Annotated in this window: 19 protein-coding genes; 9 read left to right on the plus strand and 10 right to left on the minus strand. The window is 71.3% G+C overall.

Annotation, left to right across the window (positions count from 1 at the left end; all coding sequences use genetic code 11):
• The first annotated feature begins 21 nt into the window (after positions 1-21).
• A complete protein-coding gene (locus tag ACIOD2_RS32575) occupies positions 22-279 on the plus strand; it encodes a hypothetical protein (protein ID WP_400546746.1) in 258 nt (85 codons plus the stop codon).
• A 762-nt stretch (positions 280-1,041) separates the two neighbouring features.
• Here ACIOD2_RS32575 and ACIOD2_RS32580 read toward each other — a convergent pair.
• The 3 genes from ACIOD2_RS32580 to ACIOD2_RS32590 form a co-directional block, all read right to left on the minus strand.
• Complete coding sequence (locus ACIOD2_RS32580; RefSeq protein WP_400546748.1) at positions 1,042-2,604, minus strand: glycoside hydrolase family 13 protein; 1,563 nt, start codon at positions 2,602-2,604, stop codon at positions 1,042-1,044.
• Positions 2,604-2,987 (minus strand): globin, encoded by a 384-nt coding sequence (locus ACIOD2_RS32585; protein ID WP_326960134.1) that lies wholly within the window; start codon positions 2,985-2,987, stop codon positions 2,604-2,606. Before ACIOD2_RS32585 ends, ACIOD2_RS32580 begins: the two co-directional genes overlap by 1 nt.
• Positions 2,988-3,120: 133 nt before the next feature.
• The gene (locus tag ACIOD2_RS32590; protein ID WP_400546750.1) at positions 3,121-4,107 is read right to left on the minus strand and encodes a mechanosensitive ion channel family protein; all 987 of its coding nucleotides are present in this window, start codon (positions 4,105-4,107) and stop codon (positions 3,121-3,123) included.
• 358 nt (positions 4,108-4,465) lie between these two features.
• Between ACIOD2_RS32590 and ACIOD2_RS32595 the strand changes: the two genes are divergently transcribed.
• Positions 4,466-4,963 carry an HNH endonuclease gene (locus ACIOD2_RS32595; RefSeq protein WP_400546752.1) on the plus strand — a complete coding sequence of 166 codons (498 nt, stop codon included), beginning with the start codon at positions 4,466-4,468 and terminating at the stop codon, positions 4,961-4,963.
• 121 nt (positions 4,964-5,084) lie between these two features.
• Here ACIOD2_RS32595 and ACIOD2_RS32600 read toward each other — a convergent pair whose 3' ends face one another.
• Positions 5,085-5,456: a hypothetical protein gene (locus ACIOD2_RS32600; protein ID WP_400546755.1), complete on the minus strand. Its 372-nt coding sequence runs from the start codon at positions 5,454-5,456 to the stop codon at positions 5,085-5,087.
• A 278-nt stretch (positions 5,457-5,734) separates the two neighbouring features.
• Here ACIOD2_RS32600 and ACIOD2_RS32605 point away from each other — a divergent pair, with 278 nt between their 5' ends.
• Positions 5,735-5,992 (plus strand): hypothetical protein, encoded by a 258-nt coding sequence (locus ACIOD2_RS32605; RefSeq protein WP_400546758.1) that lies wholly within the window; start codon positions 5,735-5,737, stop codon positions 5,990-5,992.
• Entirely contained in the window at positions 5,979-6,470 is a 492-nt protein-coding gene (locus ACIOD2_RS32610; protein ID WP_400546761.1) for a DUF5130 family protein, read from the plus strand. The genes ACIOD2_RS32605 and ACIOD2_RS32610 overlap by 14 nt, the downstream gene beginning before the upstream one ends.
• A gap of 66 nt (positions 6,471-6,536) precedes the next feature.
• On the opposite strand, the gene pepN is transcribed toward ACIOD2_RS32610, so the two are convergent.
• Positions 6,537-9,104, minus strand: coding sequence for an aminopeptidase N (pepN, locus tag ACIOD2_RS32615; protein WP_400546764.1), 2,568 nt, complete (start codon positions 9,102-9,104; stop codon positions 6,537-6,539).
• Positions 9,105-9,263: 159 nt separating this feature from the next.
• Here pepN and ACIOD2_RS32620 point away from each other — a divergent pair, with 159 nt between their 5' ends.
• Positions 9,264-9,884 carry a DsbA family protein gene (locus ACIOD2_RS32620; RefSeq protein WP_400546767.1) on the plus strand — a complete coding sequence of 207 codons (621 nt, stop codon included), beginning with the start codon at positions 9,264-9,266 and terminating at the stop codon, positions 9,882-9,884.
• A 42-nt stretch (positions 9,885-9,926) separates the two neighbouring features.
• On the opposite strand, the gene ACIOD2_RS32625 is transcribed toward ACIOD2_RS32620, so the two are convergent.
• The 3 genes from ACIOD2_RS32625 to ACIOD2_RS32635 all read right to left on the minus strand — a co-directional run bounded on the left by ACIOD2_RS32625 (position 9,927) and on the right by ACIOD2_RS32635 (position 12,593).
• Positions 9,927-10,898: a hypothetical protein gene (locus tag ACIOD2_RS32625; RefSeq protein ID WP_400546770.1), complete on the minus strand. Its 972-nt coding sequence runs from the start codon at positions 10,896-10,898 to the stop codon at positions 9,927-9,929.
• 166 nt (positions 10,899-11,064) lie between these two features.
• Positions 11,065-11,874: an MBL fold metallo-hydrolase gene (locus ACIOD2_RS32630; RefSeq protein WP_400546772.1), complete on the minus strand. Its 810-nt coding sequence runs from the start codon at positions 11,872-11,874 to the stop codon at positions 11,065-11,067.
• Positions 11,871-12,593, minus strand: coding sequence for a 2-phosphosulfolactate phosphatase (locus tag ACIOD2_RS32635; RefSeq protein ID WP_400546775.1), 723 nt, complete (start codon positions 12,591-12,593; stop codon positions 11,871-11,873). Before ACIOD2_RS32635 ends, ACIOD2_RS32630 begins: the two co-directional genes overlap by 4 nt.
• A gap of 45 nt (positions 12,594-12,638) precedes the next feature.
• Between ACIOD2_RS32635 and ACIOD2_RS32640 the strand changes: the two genes are divergently transcribed.
• Together ACIOD2_RS32640 and ACIOD2_RS32645 are read left to right on the plus strand one after the other, a co-directional pair.
• A complete protein-coding gene (locus ACIOD2_RS32640) occupies positions 12,639-13,112 on the plus strand; it encodes a ribose-5-phosphate isomerase (protein WP_400546778.1) in 474 nt (157 codons plus the stop codon).
• Complete coding sequence (locus ACIOD2_RS32645; protein WP_400546781.1) at positions 13,112-13,921, plus strand: Fpg/Nei family DNA glycosylase; 810 nt, start codon at positions 13,112-13,114, stop codon at positions 13,919-13,921. Before ACIOD2_RS32640 ends, ACIOD2_RS32645 begins: the two co-directional genes overlap by 1 nt.
• Before the next feature lies 1 nt (position 13,922).
• Here the strand turns inward: ACIOD2_RS32645 and ACIOD2_RS32650 are convergent, their stop codons facing one another.
• Both ACIOD2_RS32650 and ACIOD2_RS32655 read right to left on the minus strand, forming a co-directional pair.
• Positions 13,923-14,756, minus strand: a complete 834-nt coding sequence (locus ACIOD2_RS32650; protein WP_400546784.1) for a type 1 glutamine amidotransferase domain-containing protein — start codon at positions 14,754-14,756, stop codon at positions 13,923-13,925.
• A 42-nt stretch (positions 14,757-14,798) separates the two neighbouring features.
• Positions 14,799-15,635 carry a hypothetical protein gene (locus ACIOD2_RS32655; protein WP_400546787.1) on the minus strand — a complete coding sequence of 279 codons (837 nt, stop codon included), beginning with the start codon at positions 15,633-15,635 and terminating at the stop codon, positions 14,799-14,801.
• A gap of 147 nt (positions 15,636-15,782) precedes the next feature.
• Here ACIOD2_RS32655 and ACIOD2_RS32660 point away from each other — a divergent pair, with 147 nt between their 5' ends.
• On the plus strand, positions 15,783-16,658 hold the full coding sequence (locus ACIOD2_RS32660; RefSeq protein WP_400546790.1) for an LLM class F420-dependent oxidoreductase: 876 nt from the start codon (positions 15,783-15,785) through the stop codon (positions 16,656-16,658).
• Positions 16,659-16,663: 5 nt separating this feature from the next.
• A complete protein-coding gene (locus ACIOD2_RS32665; protein WP_400546793.1) occupies positions 16,664-17,110 on the plus strand; it encodes a nuclear transport factor 2 family protein in 447 nt (148 codons plus the stop codon).
• The last annotated feature ends 10 nt before the right edge of the window (positions 17,111-17,120 follow it).

Consider the following 17,120-nt stretch of genomic DNA (forward strand, 5'->3'; position numbering starts at 1 on the left):
GATCGGTGGCAGTCTGGAGGCATGACCCCGGACGAAGGCGACCCGACGGCGGACTTCCTCGACGAAGTCCGCACGGACGAGACGCCGTGGCGGCGTGACCGCCGGCCGGGGGAGCAGGCGCCGGAGCGCGCCGAGCGACCTGAGAGGTGGGGCCGCACGCGTGCGGCGGGCCGGGCGGCCGCCCAGGCGGCGCCCTACCTCCAGGCCGCTGCGCTGGTGGCCTGGCTGGCGAGCGGCGCTTTTGACGACGGCTCGGGTTCGGGAGACCAGTCCGCCTAGCGTGCTGCTGCTGGCGGGGGTATTTGCCGATGGTTCGGGTCAGGGTGACCAGTCCGCCTAGCGCGGCGCTCACCTGGCGCGGCTTGGCTGGCGGGTGGGTCTTTCCCGATGATTCGGATTCAGGCGACCGGTCCGGCTAGCGCGGCGTGGCTGCTGGGTGGGTCCTTGCCGGTGGTTCGCGTTCGAATGACCGGTCCGGCTAGCGCGCCGCTGCTGGTGGGTGGTGTTGGCGACCGTTCGGGTCCGGGTGACTAGTCCGCCCAGCGCGCGGCTGCTGGTGGGTCTTTGCTGATGGCTTGGCTCCTGGTGACCAGTCCGCCCAGCGCGCGGCTGCTGGTAGGTCTTTGCTGATGGCTTGGCTCCCGGTGACTAGTCCGCCCGATGCGCGGTTGCTGGTGGGTCATTTGCCGATGGCTCGGCTCCGGGTGACCAGTCCGCCTGGCGCGCTGTTGCTGGCGAGTGGTGTTGGCGACAGCTCGGTTCCGGGCGCCCAGCCCGCCCAACGCGAGGCCGGCGGCGGCCACCAAATGACGTCTTCGGTCCGGGCCGCCCAGCCCGGTCATCGCGGCGCCGCCCACACGGCGCCCGCCCTCCCCAAGGGGGCCGGTCCCAGCTCCAGCGTATCGGCCCCCACCGACGGAACCCCGGGACAAGGCGATTCCTCGCGGAGTTGTCCACAACCACGACCACCTGTGGAAACGTCAAAGGCGAGCCGTCCAGAGCGGCAGAACCCGGCCGCGGAGCAAGTCGCAAAGCCGAGCGTCAGACCAGCCAAGCCGCCGAATCGGCGGGCAGCTTCCCGTCCACCAGCGGGCTGCTCGACAGCAGCACCTCTCCCGGCGGCAGCGCGATCGGGCTCGCCGACGTGTTCAGCGCGCACACCAGTCCGCCGCCCCGGCGCCGGAACGCGAAACAGCCCGCGGGCGCGCCGTACCACTCCAGTTCCTCGCCGCTGAACGCCGAGTGCGTCTTCCGCAGCTCGATCGCCGCTCGGTAGAGCGAGAGCGTCGAATCGGCGTCTTCTATCTGCTTCTCGACCGTCAGCTCGGCCCACTCGCCCGGCATCGGCAGCCAGGTGCGCGGGTTGCGGGAGAACCCGAACGGCGGCAGGTCGCCCTCCCACGGCAGCGGCACCCGGGAGACGTCGCGGCCGAACTCCGCGCCGCTCGTCTTCGCGCGCGGGTCGGCCATCTCGTCCAAGGACAGGTCGACGTTGGCCAGGCCCAGCTCTTCACCGTTGTACAGGTAGACCGCGCCGGGCAGCGCCAGCTCCACCAGCGCCATCGCCCGGGCGCGGCGCACGCCCTGGGCGCCGCCGCCGTAGCGGCTGACCTGGCGCCAGACGTCGTGGTTGCTTAGCGTCCAGGTCGCCGGGGCGCCGACCTTCGCCGGGACCGTCAAGGACCGCTGGATCGCCGTGCGCATCGCGTCGGCGTCGAAGTGGGTGAGCACCAGGCGGAAGTTGAACGCCAGGTGCAGCTCGTCGGGCCGCAGGTAGCGCGAGAGGCGCTCCTCGTCGGTCACCCAGATCTCGCCGACCGCCATGGTCTCCGGGAACTCGTCGAGCACCTTGCGGATCATCTGGTGGATCTCGTGGACGCCGTCGTAGTCCCAGCGCGGGTCGTAGTAGAGCGTCGGGGTGAACCCGCCGGCCCGCGGGTCCATGTCCGGCAGGCCCGGCGGCTTGGCCATGCCGTGCGCGACGTCGATGCGGAAGCCGTCGACACCGCGTTCGAGCCAGAAGCGCAGGGTGCGCTCCAGGTCGGCGGCGACCTCGGGGTTGGCCCAGTTCAGGTCCGGCTGCTGCGGCGCGAACAGGTGCAGGTACCACTGGCCGTCCGGCACCCGGGTCCAGGCCGGGCCGCCGAACGCGCTGACCCAGTTGTTCGGCGGGTCCTCGCCGCGCGGGCCGACGCCGTCGCGGAAGACGTAGCGCTCGCGCTCCGGGCTGCCCGGCGCCGCCGCCATCGCCGACTTGAACCACGCGTGCTGGTTGCTGGTGTGGTTGGGCACGATGTCGACGGTGACCTTGATCTTGCGCTTGTGCGCCTCGGTCAGCAGGACGTCGAAGTCGCCGAGGGTGCCGAACATCGGGTCGACGTCACGCGGGTCGGCGATGTCGTACCCGTGGTCGGCCATGGGGGAGCGGTAGAAGGGCGTCAGCCACAGCGCGTCGACGCCCAGCAGCTCCAGGTAACCGAGCCGGGACCGGATGCCCTCCAGGTCGCCGACGCCGTCGCCGTCCGAATCGGCGAACGAGCGCACGTAGACCTGGTAGAAGACGGCGTCCTGCCACCAGGCGGCGTCCGCCGGCTCGGGTCTCATCAGACGAAGCTGTTCATCATGCTGTGCGCGGCCATCTCCAGGTAGGCCCACAGCTGCTGCCGGTAGGGCTCGTCGAGGTTCTCCTCGTCCACCGCGATCCGGATGCAGCGCAGCCACGCGTCCCGCTCGATCGGCCCGATCTTGAACGGCGCGTGCCGCATCCGCAGCCGCGGGTGCCCGCGCTGGTCGGAGTAGGTGTGCGGGCCGCCCCAGTACTGCATCAGGAACAGCCGGAAGCGTTCCTCGGCCGGGCCGAGGTCCTCCTCCGGGTAGAGGGGGCGCAGGATCTCGTCCCGCGCGACTTCCTCGTAGAACCGCCCGACGATCCGGCGGAACGTGGGTTCGCCGCCCACCGCTTCGTACAGGTTCGCCGGTTCGCTCACTGGTGACACGCCTCCCATTTTGCCCTTACGCCAAAGGTTCCCGACGCCCGGTACCGCTCGTTCCGAACCGTCGCAAAACCGTTTCCCAGCGTAACGGCGGCGGCCGGGAAGGCCGGGCCGCCGCCGTCCGCGGCTACTTCTCGATGACCGGGGACGCCGCCGGGAACAGCCGGCCGAGCGGAGGCTCGAAGCCGGCCTCCTCCAGGGCCGCGAGCAGCTGACCGCGCAGGGCGCGCTGCACCAGCCACTGCTTGCCCGGGCGGACCTTCACGGTCAGGCGAATCTGGATGCCTTCCGGGGTGACGCTCTCGACGCCCAGCATCTCCGGCGGCTCGAGGACGTTCGCCTGCAGCGCTTCGCTCTCCGTCGCCGTCGAAGCGGCCTGCATGAGCACGGCGGACGCGCGTTCGACGTCGGCCGAGTACCCCAGCGGGACGTCGACCACCGCGACCGCGAAGCCCTGGCTGGAGTTGCCGACGCGCAGGACCTCGCCGTTGCGGACGTACCAGACCGTGCCCTTGAGGTCGCGCAGCGTGGTGATCCGCAGGCCGACGGCCTCGACGGTGCCGGTCGCCTCGCCGATGTCGACGACGTCGCCGACGCCGTACTGGTCCTCGATCATCATGAAGATGCCGGACAGGAAGTCCCGCACGAGGTTCTGGGCGCCGAACCCGATGGCGACGCCGATGATGCCGGCCGACGCGATGATCGGCCCCAGGTTGATGCCCAGTTCACCCAGCACGAGGATGAACGCGAGGCCGTAGATCAGGAACGTGGCCATCGACTTCAGCACCGAGCCGATGGTCGTCGCGCGCTGGCGGCGCCGTTCGATGACGGCGGAGCCGAGCACCTCCGGGGCGCGTTCGCGCAGGGGGCGCAGCAGCGACGGGAGCTTGCCGCCCGTCTTGGGCAGCGTCGTGACGCGGTTGATGAGCCGCTTGAGCAGCAGGCGCACCAGGAACGCGATCACGATGATCATCAGGATCTTCAGCGGCTTGGTGAGCAGCCAGTTCGTCGAGCCGGCCAGCCACACGTTGTTAGTCGCCTTGTACACCTGGTAACAGAAGGTGGAGGCGTCGGTGATGCACGGTGTCTGGTCGACGGTGAGCGAGGGGGACACGGGAGTTCGATCATCCTTCCGATCAGGTCGGTTTCCCCAACTTCGAGTGGATGTTGGGTCGCGCGGATGTGACACGTCTTGTAACACACGTGCGCTGGGGGCCTGTTCTGTGGTCGACTATGCCTACGCCCCTGGAGGTGGTCGAGTGCCAGACCGACAACCCAGCCCCCGCGGTGTCTCCGGCCAAGCCATGGCCGATGAGACGCCAGAGGTGGTCCTGCGCGCCTATCCGGGGGGTTCCGCATCCGGCGGATCCGTCCCGGCCGGGCCGGGGAACCGCCCAGGGGGAGTTACCCGCCCGCCCGGACAGCGTAGTAGAGGCCGGGATCCGGCGGCTCCGGCCTGGGGCCGGCGCCGGGTGCTCCTGCTCAACGCCACCTTCGAGCCGCTGACCGCGCTGCCCCTGCGCCGCGCGGTCGTGCTGGTCATGTGCGGCAAGGCCGAAGTGGTGCACGGCGACCCCGGTGGCATCGAGCTGCACGCCGCGACGGTGTCGCTGCCGCTGCCCTCGGTGATCCGGCTCAGCACGTACGTGCGGGTGCCCTACCGGGCCCAGGTACCGCTGACCCGGGCCGGGCTGATGCACCGCGACCGGTACCGCTGCGCCTACTGCGGAGGGCGGGCCGAGACGATCGACCACGTCATCCCGCGCAGCCGTGGCGGACCCCACGCCTGGACCAACTGCGTCGCCTGTTGCGCCAAGTGCAACCACCGCAAAGCGGACCGGCTGCTCTCGGAGATCAACTGGCGGCTGCGCGTCGTCCCGCGGGCCCCGCACGGCCCGCACTGGCGGCTGCTCGCCCACTCCAAGGAGGCCGACCCGCTCTGGCGGCCTTATCTCGGGTCCGCGGCCTAGCTCCCCGTACGCACCGGGCCCGAACATGCCGGCGCCCCGGCTGCCTTGCGGCGGCCGGGGCGAGCCGGGTGCTTGCGCATGTCCTCAGGTGGTGCGAGCGGCCCTGGTGAACAGGTGAGGCTCAGGCGGCCAGCGCGTACTCGCTCTGGCAGGTGACGCGGGTCCCCATGGTGACGCGCGTGCCCCGGGTGACCCTGGTGCCGCGCGTGACGCGGGTGCCACAGGTGACGCGCGTGCCGGCCGTCACCCGCGTGCCCATCGTCACGCGGGTGCCCCGGGTGACCCGCGTCCCGCGCGTGACCCTCGTGCCCGCCGTCACCCGCGTGCCCATGGTGACGCGGGTTCCCGCCGTGACGCGAGTACCGCGCGTGACGCGTGTACCCCGGGTAACCCTTGTGCCCGCCGTCACACGGGTTCCGGGCACGAATTCGATCTCGCTGGGTGACGACGTGGTCTCGGTGATCGCCTGTGCGGGGGTGTGGACGCTGTTCATGGCAAGGCCTCCTGGGACCGGTGCGTTACCTGCTGGGGCTGGGGAGCGGGGCGCAAGGCCCGTACAGGTGAAAAAGCTACGAGGATTTCAAGGCAACGACAAGACGACAGCGGCGGGTGCGGCCGCCTGTACGTTGAGTTGCAACCTTTCGGCCCGACGGTCTTCGCCCCAACGTTCCAGTGCCCGCGCGCCAAGCGGCGGACGGCGGTTGGCTTACGACGAACGGTCGAGCGCGGCGGGCGCGGTGCTCGCGGAGGTCATCCGATACGCTCAGCGCCGTGAACATCGTCGAGACGATCCTGGTCTTCGCCGTGATCCCGCTGGCCATCTACGGCTTCGCCGGCCTCCTGACGCTGCGGCGCAGGTCCGGTGGCGCCCCGCGGTACCGGAACGGCCAGGCCTGGGAGTATCCGGCCATGTGGTGGAGCGCCAACCCCGAAGGGGTCGGCGAGGGGCACCGGCACGCCGGTGCCGGAGGCAGCACGGTGTCCACGGGCACCTCGACCGCGGCGGGAGGCGCTCGTGGCAACTGGTGAGCTGACGAAGCGCGTCGACGAGTCCGAGCTGGGCTACGGCGAAGCGCTGACGTCCAGCGGCCGCGTGTCGGCCGCGAAGATGTACGAGCCCGCCGCTCCGGCCGGGCCGTTCACCACCCGCCAGCTGGCCCGCCTGGACGAGGCGCTGACGTTCGCGAGCCGGGAGACCGGCCTCGACTTCAGCCTGTACCTCGGCGAGCTGGGCGGCCAGGACAGCCGCGCGGCGGCGGAGAAGCTGCACGCGACGACGCCGGACCCGGCCAACGCGGTCCTGATCGCGGTCTCGCCCGGCGAGCGGCTGATCGAGATCGTCACGGGCAAGACGGCCTACAGCCGCCTGCCCGACCGCGGCTGCAAGCTGGCGATCGCGAGCATGGTGGCGTCGTTCAAGGAGGGTGACCTGGTCCGCGGCCTGGTCAACGGCCTCGCGAACGCGCTGCGCATGCTGTCCGACCAGGCGGGCCCCGCGCCTCGCTGACCCCAGACAGACGAAAAGGGCCCCGCACCTCGGTGCGGGGCCCTTTTGCGTACGGTGGCGTTCGGGTCAGGCCTGGGCGTCGAAGTCGCGGGCCGCCAGGGCCCGGACGATGCCCGCCCGGCCTTCGGAGACCAGCCGGCGCAGGGCCTGGGCGTGGTCACCCTTCAGCCACTCGTCGGACGCCGCCACCGTCGCGGGCTCCACGGCCCACGACGGGTACAGCCCGATCGCCATCGGCTGCGCGCGCTCGCTGGAACGCCGCTGCCACACCTCGTCGATCACCTCGAAGTACTTCGCGACGTACGAACCCAGCAGCGCCTTCTGGCCCGGGTGCGAGAAGCCGGAGATGAGCGAGTCGCTGACCGCGTTCGGCAGCTCGTCGTCGTGGACCGCGCGCTGCCACGCGTCGGCCTTGGCCTCCGCCGTCGGGCGCAGGGCACGGGCGCGTTCGGCCTGGCGGCGGCCGGTGGCCGTGTTGTCGCGGGCCAGCTCGGCCTCGATCTCCGCCGAGTCCGCCTTGCCGTGCGAGACCAGCGCGTGCAGCAGCCGCCAGCGCAGGTCGGTGTCGACGGACAGGCCCTCCAGCGGGGCCGAGCCGTCGAGCCAGCCGGCGACCACCGCGAGCGTGCCGTCGTCCAGCACCGAGCCGGTCAGCGAGTTCACGAACGCCAGCTGGTGGTCCGAGCCCGCCTCGGCGCCGCGGACCAGCTCCAGCAGCCGCCCGGTGAACGCCGGCCAGCCGGTCGAGGCCGCCCAGCCCTGCTCGGCGTAGGAGTTCAGCGCGGTCTGCGCCTGCAGCAGCAGCCGCTGGACGACGCCGACCTCGGTCTCGGTGTGGATGCCGCGCTGCACCAGGGTGACGAAGTCGCGGGCCTTCAGCTCGGCCTCGCGGGTCATCTCCCACGCCGCCGACCAGCACAGCGTCCGCGGCAGCGACTCGGTGATGTCGGCCACGCGGTCGATCAGCGTGGTCAGCGACGCCGGGTCCAGCCGCATCGTGCAGTAGGTCAGGTCGTCGTCGTTGACCAGCACGAGCTTGCCCGCGGCCCGGCCGATCAGGTCCGGCACCTCGGTGCGCTCGCCGTCGACGTCCAGCTCGACGCGGTGGGTCCGGACGATCTTGCCGGTGCCGTCCTCGTCGTAGATGCCCACGGCGACGCGGTGCGTGCGCAGCTCGCCGGCGCCGGGCTTGGCGCCGGACTGCACGACGGCGAACGAGCTGAACTTGCCGTCCGAGCCGACTTCATAGCGCGGGCTCAGCGAGTTCAGGCCGGTCGTCTCCAGCCACTGCGCGCTCCACCACGACAGGTCGCGCCCGGACGCCTCTTCCAGCGCGCCCAGCAGGTCGGCCAGTGTCGCGTTGCCCCAGGCGTGCTTGCCGAAGTAGACCTTCAGCCCGTCCAGGAAGTGCTCGAGGCCGACGTAGGCGACGAGCTGCTTGAGCACGCTCGCGCCCTTGGCGTAGGTGATGCCGTCGAAGTTCACCTCGACCGCGTGCAGGTCGACGATGTCCGCGGCGATCGGGTGCGTCGAGGGCAGCTGGTCCTGGCGGTAGGCCCACGACTTCTCGATGTTCGCGAAGCTGGTCCACGCGTTCTTGTACTCGGTGGCCTCGGCCTGGGCGAGCACGCTGGCGAAGGTCGCGAACGACTCGTTCAGCCACAGGTCGTCCCACCAGCGCATGGTGACCAGGTCGCCGAACCACATGTGCGCCATCTCGTGCAGCAGCGTCTCGGCGCGCCGCTCGTAGGCGTAGCGGGTGACGCGGCTGCGGAAGACGTAGTCCTCGAGGAACGTGACCGCGCCGGCGTTCTCCATCGCGCCCGCGTTGAACTCCGGCACGAACAGCTGGTCGTACTTGGAGAACGGGTACGGGGTGCCGAACTTCTCGTGGTAGAAGCCGAAACCCTGCTTGGTCTCGGTGAACAGCCGGTCGGCGTCCATGTGGTCGGACAGCGACGCGCGGCAGTAGATGCCCAGCGGGATCGTCTTGTGCTCGTCGGTGTACTCGTCGTGCCACTCGGCGTACGGCCCGGCGATCAGCGCGACCAGGTAGGTCGAGAGCCGCTCGGACTCCTTGAAGACCGTCCGGACGGCGCCCTCGGGCGTCTCCTCGGCGGATTCGGCGAGGGTGTTCGAGACGACCTTCCAGTCCTTCGGCGCGATCACCGTGAGCCGGTAGACCGACTTGAGGTCGGGCTGGTCGAAGCAGGCGAACATGCGCTTGGCGTCGGCCGTCTCGAACTGGGTGTACAGGTAGACACCGTCGTCGACCGGGTCGACGAACCGGTGCAGGCCCTCACCGGTGTTCATGTAGCGGCAGTCGGCGGTGACCGTGAGCTCGTTCGTCTCGGCCAGGTCCGCCAGCGCGATGCCCTTGTCCTCGACGTAGGCGCTCACGTCGACGTCCGCACCGTTGAGCGTGGCGGCGTGCACGCGGTCGGCGACGAGGTCGACCCAGGTCCGTTCGCCTGCCTTGGCGCTGGCGAACCGGACGGTCGTCTTCGACGCGAAGGTCTTCTCCCCGGGACCGCCGTGGCCGTCGGTCAGATCGAGCTCGATGTCGTAGCCGGTGACTTCGAGCAGATCCGCGCGCAGCTTGGCAAGGTCGCGGGTCAGGTTGGGGGCGGGCACAGGCACCTCTGGTCGTGGGATCGGTTTCAGGCTCCCCGCATCCAATCATGGGTACGGGGTGGCGGGCGATAAGGGAACAAGCGTGCGCTCCCTGGTGTTGGCCCGCAGTGTGGGCTCTGCCCGCACGCCGACGTCGACTTATGCGCACAGGAGTACTCGATGACCGCTGCCGAGCAGCCTACGAAGGTCGATTTCTACTTCGACCCGATCTGCCCGTTCGCCTGGATCACCTCGCGCTGGATCCTCGAGGTCGAGAAGCACCGCGACCTGGACCTGAACTTCCGGGTGATGAGCCTCTCGTACCTGAACTCGGGCCGCGACGAGCTGCCGGAGAAGTACAAGGAGCTGCTGGCGCAGGGCTGGGGCCCGGTGCGCGTCGCGGTGGCGTTGTCGCAGCTCAAGGGCGAAGAGGTGCTGCGGGACTACTACACCGAGTTCGGCACCCGCTTCCACAACCAGGGCAACAAGGACCGCGACGCGGTCATCAAGGAGGCCCTGGCCGCGATCGGCGCGCCGGCCGAGCTGTTCGACGCCGCGAACTCCGAGGAGTACGACGAGGCGCTGAAGAAGAGCCACCACGAGGGCATGGACCCGGTCGGCATGGACGTCGGCACCCCGACGATCCACATCGACGGCGTGGCGTTCTTCGGCCCGGTCCTCAGCTCGATCCCGCGCGGCGAAGACGCTCTGAAGGTGTTCGACGGCGCGGTCGCGCTGTCGAGCTACCCGGACTTCTTCGAGCTCAAGCGCACCCGAACGGGCGAGCTGAACTTCGACTGACCCCTGCTTCCGGGGGCGGCGCGGTCGCCGCCCCCGGAAGTGTCAGGCGCAGTGCCAGATGGCGCCTTGGCCGCCGAACGGCCCCGTGGTGGTACCGCCGACCGTGCCGTCCCCGGCCACGGCGTTCAGCTGGACCTGACCGCCGCTCACGAAGACCCGTTCGACGACCCCGTTCCGCAGGACCCCGCCCACGCCGTGGGTGCCCTGGTCGAGGACCGTGACGAGCCCGTTCGGGCCGCTCGCGGTCGGCCACCACGTGCTGGTCCCGGCGAGGTCGGTGCGGACTCCGCCGGCGGTCAGAGTGAACATCGTCGCGGTGTCGTACGAGCCGGTCTCGTCCTTGCCGACCGCGACTCCGCCGGCGATGTCCGCGAGCCGCTGGGCGCGGTAGGGGCTCGTGCTCGAGCCCACCCGTGACACCAGCGCGCCGGACGGGCTCCAGAGCACGCCGTCGGTGGAGTAGTCGGCGTTGCGCAGGCCGCCGACGACGTTGCCGGCCTCGTCGATGCCCGCCGCCACCGTCTCGTTGCCCGCCGGCGTTTCGAGGAACCGGACCGCGTCGCGCGCGCCGGATGGCCACACGACGGCTCGACCACCCTGGTGGTCGGGCTTCCAGACGGTCCCCGCGATGTCTCCGTGCTCGTTGATCGCACGGGCGCCGGCCTGGCTGAAGCCGGCCGGCACGGGCAGCACGTGCCAGGCGCCGTTCTCGTGGACCGACGCCTGTCCCTGCACCGAGCCGTAGTCGCTGGTGTTGGCCACCACCACGCCGTCGCTGGTGACGTCGAGGCCGAACTGGGTGACGGGGGCGTAACCCCCGCTGGCCGGCGGCGTGCCGAGGTCGGTTTCGCGGCCGGCCCGCCAGACGCTGACACGGTCCTGGAGCCCCGGTTCGACGCCCACGTAGCCGTTCGTGCTGTCGGCGCCGACGACGACGCTGTTCGCGAGACCGACCGACTCCGGTTGCCAGGTGCAGCCCGACGCGGCGACGGCCGGGCCGGCGGCGGTCAGCATTGCTGTCGCGGTCGACGCGGCCAGGAAAAGGGCAGCACGACGCACATGTTCAGATGACAAGGATCCCCCTCGGATTCCGGTGCGGCGCGCCTGGGCGCGCCGTCACCCTCGAACCTAGGGCCGGCCGGTGAAGCTGATCAACGGCCGTTCGCAGGAATCCCCGGCTTCAGAGCGTCTTGAGGGCGGCCGAGGTGACGTCGGCGGGGTAGCGGGAAGCTGCGACCGCCGCCGCCTCGGTCGACTCGCCGCGCCCGACCGCCGCCTTGAGCGCGATCAGCTCGTGCAGGCCGTGGCGGTGGTAGCGGACGAAGTCGGCGTCGACCGGGTCGCCGTGGCCGGGGACGACCACGCGCGGCTCCAGCGCCAGCAGCGTGTCGAGGGTGTCCGGCCAGGCGGTCAGGTCCGAGTCGGGGCTGAACGAGAACGCGCTGAAGCCGTGTTCGGCGTTCTCGACGATGTCGCCGGCGAAGACGACGTCGGCGTCCGGCACGTGCACGATGACGTCGTGGTCGGTGTGGGCGCGGCCGGGGTGCAGCAGCACCGCCGTCCGGCCGCCGAGGTCGAGCTCGGTCCGGTCGCTGAACAGGTGGTCGGGGACCACGAACGTGGTGCGCGCGATGGCGTTGGCGATCGCCGGCTTGCCTTCCTCGCGGTAGTACGCCATCCACTTCTCCCGCGCGCCCTCGGCGTATTCGGTCAGCTCGGCGCGGCAGCCCTCGTGCGCCCAGACCGCGCACGGCAGGAACCGCTCGGTGCCCCAGGTGTGGTCGAAGTGCGCGTGCGTGAACGCGACGGCCCACGGCAAGGACGTCAGCTCGCGCACCGCCGCCGCCAGCTCGGCGCCCTGGTCCAGGTCGCCGCGCGTGTCGATGACCAGGCAGCGGTCGGCCCCGACGACCAGCCCGACGGTCAGGTCCAGCTCCTCGTACCGCCGCGCGTGCACGCCGTCGGCGACCTCGACCCAGTGACCGGTCATCGCAGGACTCCTTCGTGCAGGACGGGAGCGGTTCCACTCACGTCGATCTGTGCGGCCAGCGCGACGTCGCCGCCGTGCCCCGCCTCGGTCAGCTCGCGCCCGGACACGCAGTCCGCGATCGACGCGACGTCCACCGCGCGCGCCGCCAGCGCGGCTTCGGGCGACAGTGTGCACCCCAGCCGGGCCAGCGCGGCGGCGATCGCGCCCGCGCCGACCTGGTCTTCGACACACGGGCGCAGCGGCCCGAACGTGTCACCGTCGCCGGACATGTTCACACCCCAGCGTTCCCCGGCCGCGATGACCCCGATCGGGCCGCCCAGCTCGTGCGCCCTGGCGGCCACGGCGGACGCGTTGCGCAGGCAGCCGGCCAGCACGTGGGCGCCGGTCGCCGCGGCGGCGTCGCACAGGGTGGCGCCGTTCGGGGAGGGGAGCGCGAGGAGCGTGCCGGGCGGGATGTCCGTCACGGACGACGGCCGCAGGGTGAACGTGCCCTCACCGGCGATGACGGCACCGGCGGCCCGCGCTTGGGCGACACCGCGTTCGTCGCGCCACCGCACCGGCAGCACCCGCCCGCCGCGGCCGACCACGAGATCCGTGGTGGTGCTGAAGGAAAGGACGTCGACGACGATCAGCACGGCACATTCGCGGCCGAGCGCGGTCACGCCTTCACCGCCCCAGTCGAGCCGGACGTCGTGCCCCGTCTGCTCCCAGATCCCCACCCCCGGAGCATGCCGGAAACCGGCCGTGATGGCAGACTTCCAGCCGTGCGTGTCTACTTGGGATCCGACCATGCCGGCTTCGAGCTGAAGAACCACCTGGTGGCTCACCTGGAGAAGCAGGGCCACGAGGTCACCGACATCGGCCCGCGGGTCTACGACGCGGCCGACGACTACCCGGCCTACTGCGTCGAGACGGCGCTGCGCGTCGTGGCCGACGAGGGCAGCCGCGGCATCGTCGTCGGCGGCTCCGGCAACGGCGAGCAGATCGCCGCGAACAAGGTGCCCGGCGCGCGGGCCGGCCTGGCCTGGAGCGTCGAGACCGCCCAGCTGTGCCGGGAGCACAACCACGCGCAGCTGATCGGCGTCGGCGCCCGGATGCACACCGCCGAGCAGGCCACCGAGATCGTCGAAGCGTTCCTCGCGACGGAGGTTTCGCCGGAGGAGCGGCACGCCCGCCGCGTGCAGCAGCTGCTCGACTACGAGCGCACCGGGACCCCGCCGGCCCTGCCGGAGGCCTGATGCCCGAGGGGCACACGCTCCACCGGCTGGCGCGGCTGCACAAGCGCCGTTACGCCGGTGCCCCGGTCGCGGTGAGCAGCCCGCAGGGCCGCTTCGCCGCCGAGGCGTCCCGTTTGGACGGTCAGGTGCTCGTCGGTGCCGAGGCGCACGGCAAGCACCTGTTCCACGACTACGGCCCGCACGGGATCGTGCACATCCACCTCGGCCTGATCGGCATCTTCGGCGAGGGCAAGCTGCCCGTGCCGCCGCCGGTCGGCCAGGTCCGGATGCGGCTGGTCGGCCGGACGCAGTGGACGGACCTGCGCGGCCCCAACACGTGCGAGCTGCTGGACCCGGCCCAGGCCGACGCGATCAAGGCGCGCCTCGGCCCCGACCCGCTGCGCCGGGACGCGAAGCCGGAGAAGGCGTGGGCGCGGATCTCGAAGTCCAAGGTCTCGGTCGCCGCACTGCTGATGGACCAGGCCGTGCTGGCCGGCGTCGGCAACGTCTACCGCGCCGAAGTCCTGTTCCGCCACGGCGTCGCGCCGATGACGCCGGGGCGCGCGCTGGACCGCGCGCTGTGGGACGACATGTGGGCCGACCTGGTGACGCTGATGCGTGACGGCGTCCGCGTCGGCCGCATCGACACGGTCCGCCCGGAGCACCTGCCGGAGGCGATGGGCCGCGCGGCACGCGTCGACCGCCACGGCGGCGAGGTGTACGTCTACCGCCGCGCCGGCGAGCCCTGCCTGGTCTGCGGGACGCCGGTGGAGACGTCGTCGCTGGTGGGGCGGAACCTCTACTGGTGCCCGACCTGCCAGCCCGCCTGACTCAAAGCCGGGTCGCAAACGCTTTCGCGAACGTGTGCACGTCGCCCGGCCAGCGGGCCGACACGTAGTTGCCGTCCTCGACGACGAACGCCGGCCGCTCGTCGTCGAGCCGGTCGCGGGCCCGGCCGCTCGCCTGGACGCGGTCGGTCGTGTCGCGGAAGTCCTCCGGACGCGCCAGCGCGCGGGTGACCTCCTGCTGCACCGACATGTACCCCTCGGGCTGGCCCGGTTCCTCGAGGTAGGTGCGGTAGTAGCCCGGGTCCCAGAACCGCGTCCGCCGCGCGAGCCGCCACGCCGTGCGCTCCAGCCGCCAGGTCAGCGCCGTCGTCGTGCGGCCGTGCAGCACCGAGCGCCCGGTGTCCGGGTCGACGCTGCGCGCGGCGAGCAGCACGCCGTGGCAGATCGCGCCGACCGGCAGGTCGCGGCGGAAGGCGCCGACGACGATGTCCCGCAGCAGCGGGCTTTCGAGGTACTCGCGCATGCCGCGGGCCCGGTGCCCACCGGGCAGCAGCACGCCGTCGTAGTCGTCGAGCTTGATGGCGTCCCAGCGGATCGGGGTACGCCACGCGGGATCCGCGAGCAGCGCGCGGTGGGCTTCACGCGCGGCTGCGTCGGCCCGCAGCACCCGGCCGAGTGCGGTGAGTTTCTTCAAGCCCGGCACTCGGCCCCAGAGGTCGAGGCCTTCGCCGGTGACCATCAGCTCGTCACAGGCGGCCTGCTCGCCGCCGGGGGTCGCGAAGACGACCGTATGGTCCCGGCTCAGCACCGCCCAGCTGACGGCCACTTCGGACGGGTCCGAGTCCCGGGCCGGGACGGGGATCAGGACTGTCGCCACGGCATCCTCCCGAACGTCGTCCAGGAGGATGCCAGCCGGTGCTCAGAAGTCGAAACCGCCCCCGTCGAAGCCACCGCCGTCAAAGCCACCGCCGTCAAAGCCGCCGCCGTCGAAACCGCCGCCGCCCCAGTCGCCGCCGCCGTCACCACCGCCGAAGTCGCCGCCGCCGTCACCGCCACCATCACCGCCGTCACCGCCACCCGCGTCACCGGAGTCGAGCGCGTCCTGCTGGCCGGCGTCGTAGCCCGACTCCCAGGCCCCGGCGCTGGCGATGCCGCCCATGCCGGAGAACATCGCGCTGAACAGGAACATCGACCCGAGACCCCAGGCACCGGCGATCAGCGCCGGCTTCCACCACGGCTCGCTGTACCAGCCCTGCGGCACCGGACGCCCGGCGACGCGGCCGCCGGGGTAGTAGTACGGCGTGTCCTGGCCGGCGTCGGGGGACGCGGCGTAGTGCTGGCCCTCGACGTCCACGTCGCGGCGCTCGGTCACCTTGCCGGCGCGCTCGCGCTCGGCCTCCTCCGGCAGCTGCGGGCCCGGGTCCATGCCCATCGCGACCCGCGCGGCGCGGACGTAGTAGAGGCCTTCGACGGCGGTGTCCTTGACCAGCCGGGCCTGCTCGATGGTCTGGGCCTGCTCCATCTGCGACCCGGCCGCGTTGTAGCGCTCGCTCGCGTCGGCCATCGCCTGCTGTGACGCGGTGTCGGTGCCGTTGATGTTGAGGACCTGGCCGCCGAGCCGTTCGACGAGCCGGCGCGCGTCGGCCTTGGCGTCGTCGAGCTCCCGCTGCCGGGCCGCGGCGCGCTGCCGCGAGAAATAGAGGCCGCCACCGACGATCACGACGACGAGCACGATCAGGAAGATCGCGGTGCCCATGGACCACTCCCAGAAGCTCGGTGCCCGGTGACCGGAAGTCACCTTTGATCCGGACAACGCGGACGTTACGCGGAGGGTTCCCCGGGAGTGATCCGGCACACCCTCAGGCCTGGCCGAAGAAACTAGAACACGTTATAGTTCCGTGCTATGAAGTTCACCCTGTCGATCGCGATGAACCCGCTTGATCAGCTGGGCGAGCTCGCCCGGGCCGCGGAAGAGGCCGGCTTCGCCTCCATCGCCCTGCCGGACTCGCTCTTCTACGCGGAGACGGTTTCCACAGACTATCCCTACACCCCCGACGGCAGCCGGTTCTGGACCGCCGACACACCCTGGGTCGACCCGCTGGTCGCGACCGCCGCCATGGGCGCGGTCACCAGCCGCATCGAGTTCTACACGTCGGTGCTGAAGCTCGGGTCGCGCAACCCGGTGCTGCTCGCGCGCCAGGTCGGCTCGGCGTCGGTGCTCACCGGCGGCCGGTTCGGGCTCGGCCTCGGCGTCGGCTGGCTGCCGCAGGAGTTCGAGTACTGCGGCGTCCCGTTCGAGCGGCGCGGCAAGCGGGTCGACGAGGCCATCGACGTGCTCCGCCTGATTCTCGACGGCGGCATGGTCGAGTACCACGGCGAGTTCTACGACTTCGACAAGCTGCAGATGAGCCCGGCGCCGCCCAAGCGTGTGCCGTTCTACATCGGCGGCCACACCGACGTCGCGCTGCGGCGCGCGGCCCGCGTCGCCGACGGCTGGTCGTCGGCGATGATGAAGCTCGAGGAGCTGCGCGAGACGATCGCCCGGCTGAAGGAGCTGCTGGCCGAGCGCGGCCGCGCCGACGACCCGTTCGAGTACCAGGCCGTCTGCATCGACAAGTTCGGCCTCGACGGTTACCACGAGCAGGCCGAGGCCGGCGTCACCGACATCATCACCATGCCGTGGGTGTTCGACGGCGTCGGGTTCGACGCCCCGGTCGAACCGAAGCTGGAGTCGATCCACAAGTTCGGGGCCGAGATCATCGACAAGTTCGGGGAGTGACGGCGATGGGCGTGCAGGTCAGCTGGGACACGGAGAAGGAGCAGCCGCCGGCGCGGCGCGCGGCGCTGGCCTCGATGACGGCGGTGACGGCGGGGGACAAGGACGCGTGGCTCGCGCTGTTCGCGGCCGACGGCGTCGTCGAGGACCCGGTCGGCCCGTCGATGTTCGACGAGGCGGGCAAGGGTCACCACGGTCACGACGGCATCAGTGCCTTCTGGGACAAGACGATCGGCAACGTCGAGCGCTTCGAGTTCGTCATCCGCGACTCCCATGCGGCGGGTGACGAGGTGGCGAACGTCGGCACGATCACGACGTACCTGCCGGGCGGCTACCGCGTCGACACGGACGGCGTGTTCGTCTACCGGGTGGGCGAGGACGGCCTGATCACGTCGATGCGCGCGTTCTGGGAGACCGAACGCGCGATGGCGACGGCCCGGAAGGTCACGGAGTAGTTTTCCGGGA

The sequence above is a fragment of the Amycolatopsis sp. NPDC088138 genome (assembly GCF_044741685.1).
Classification (GTDB): Bacteria; Actinomycetota; Actinomycetes; order Mycobacteriales; family Pseudonocardiaceae; genus Amycolatopsis.

What these genes read in the sequence shown, in the direction of transcription:
- ACIOD2_RS32645 (WP_400546781.1), top strand. Translation starts at nt 13,112, where the DNA reads ATGCCCGAGGGGCACACGCTCCACCGGCTGGCGCGGCTGCACAAGCGC.
- ACIOD2_RS32655 (WP_400546787.1), bottom strand. Translation starts at nt 15,635, where the DNA reads ATGGGCACCGCGATCTTCCTGATCGTGCTCGTCGTCGTGATCGTCGGT.
- ACIOD2_RS32600 (WP_400546755.1), bottom strand. Translation starts at nt 5,456, where the DNA reads ATGAACAGCGTCCACACCCCCGCACAGGCGATCACCGAGACCACGTCG.
- ACIOD2_RS32625 (WP_400546770.1), bottom strand. Translation starts at nt 10,898, where the DNA reads ATGCTGACCGCCGCCGGCCCGGCCGTCGCCGCGTCGGGCTGCACCTGG.
- ACIOD2_RS32580 (WP_400546748.1), bottom strand. Translation starts at nt 2,604, where the DNA reads ATGAGACCCGAGCCGGCGGACGCCGCCTGGTGGCAGGACGCCGTCTTC.
- ACIOD2_RS32575 (WP_400546746.1), top strand. Translation starts at nt 22, where the DNA reads ATGACCCCGGACGAAGGCGACCCGACGGCGGACTTCCTCGACGAAGTC.
- ACIOD2_RS32665 (WP_400546793.1), top strand. Translation starts at nt 16,664, where the DNA reads ATGGGCGTGCAGGTCAGCTGGGACACGGAGAAGGAGCAGCCGCCGGCG.
- ACIOD2_RS32620 (WP_400546767.1), top strand. Translation starts at nt 9,264, where the DNA reads ATGACCGCTGCCGAGCAGCCTACGAAGGTCGATTTCTACTTCGACCCG.
- ACIOD2_RS32660 (WP_400546790.1), top strand. Translation starts at nt 15,783, where the DNA reads ATGAAGTTCACCCTGTCGATCGCGATGAACCCGCTTGATCAGCTGGGC.
- ACIOD2_RS32630 (WP_400546772.1), bottom strand. Translation starts at nt 11,874, where the DNA reads ATGACCGGTCACTGGGTCGAGGTCGCCGACGGCGTGCACGCGCGGCGG.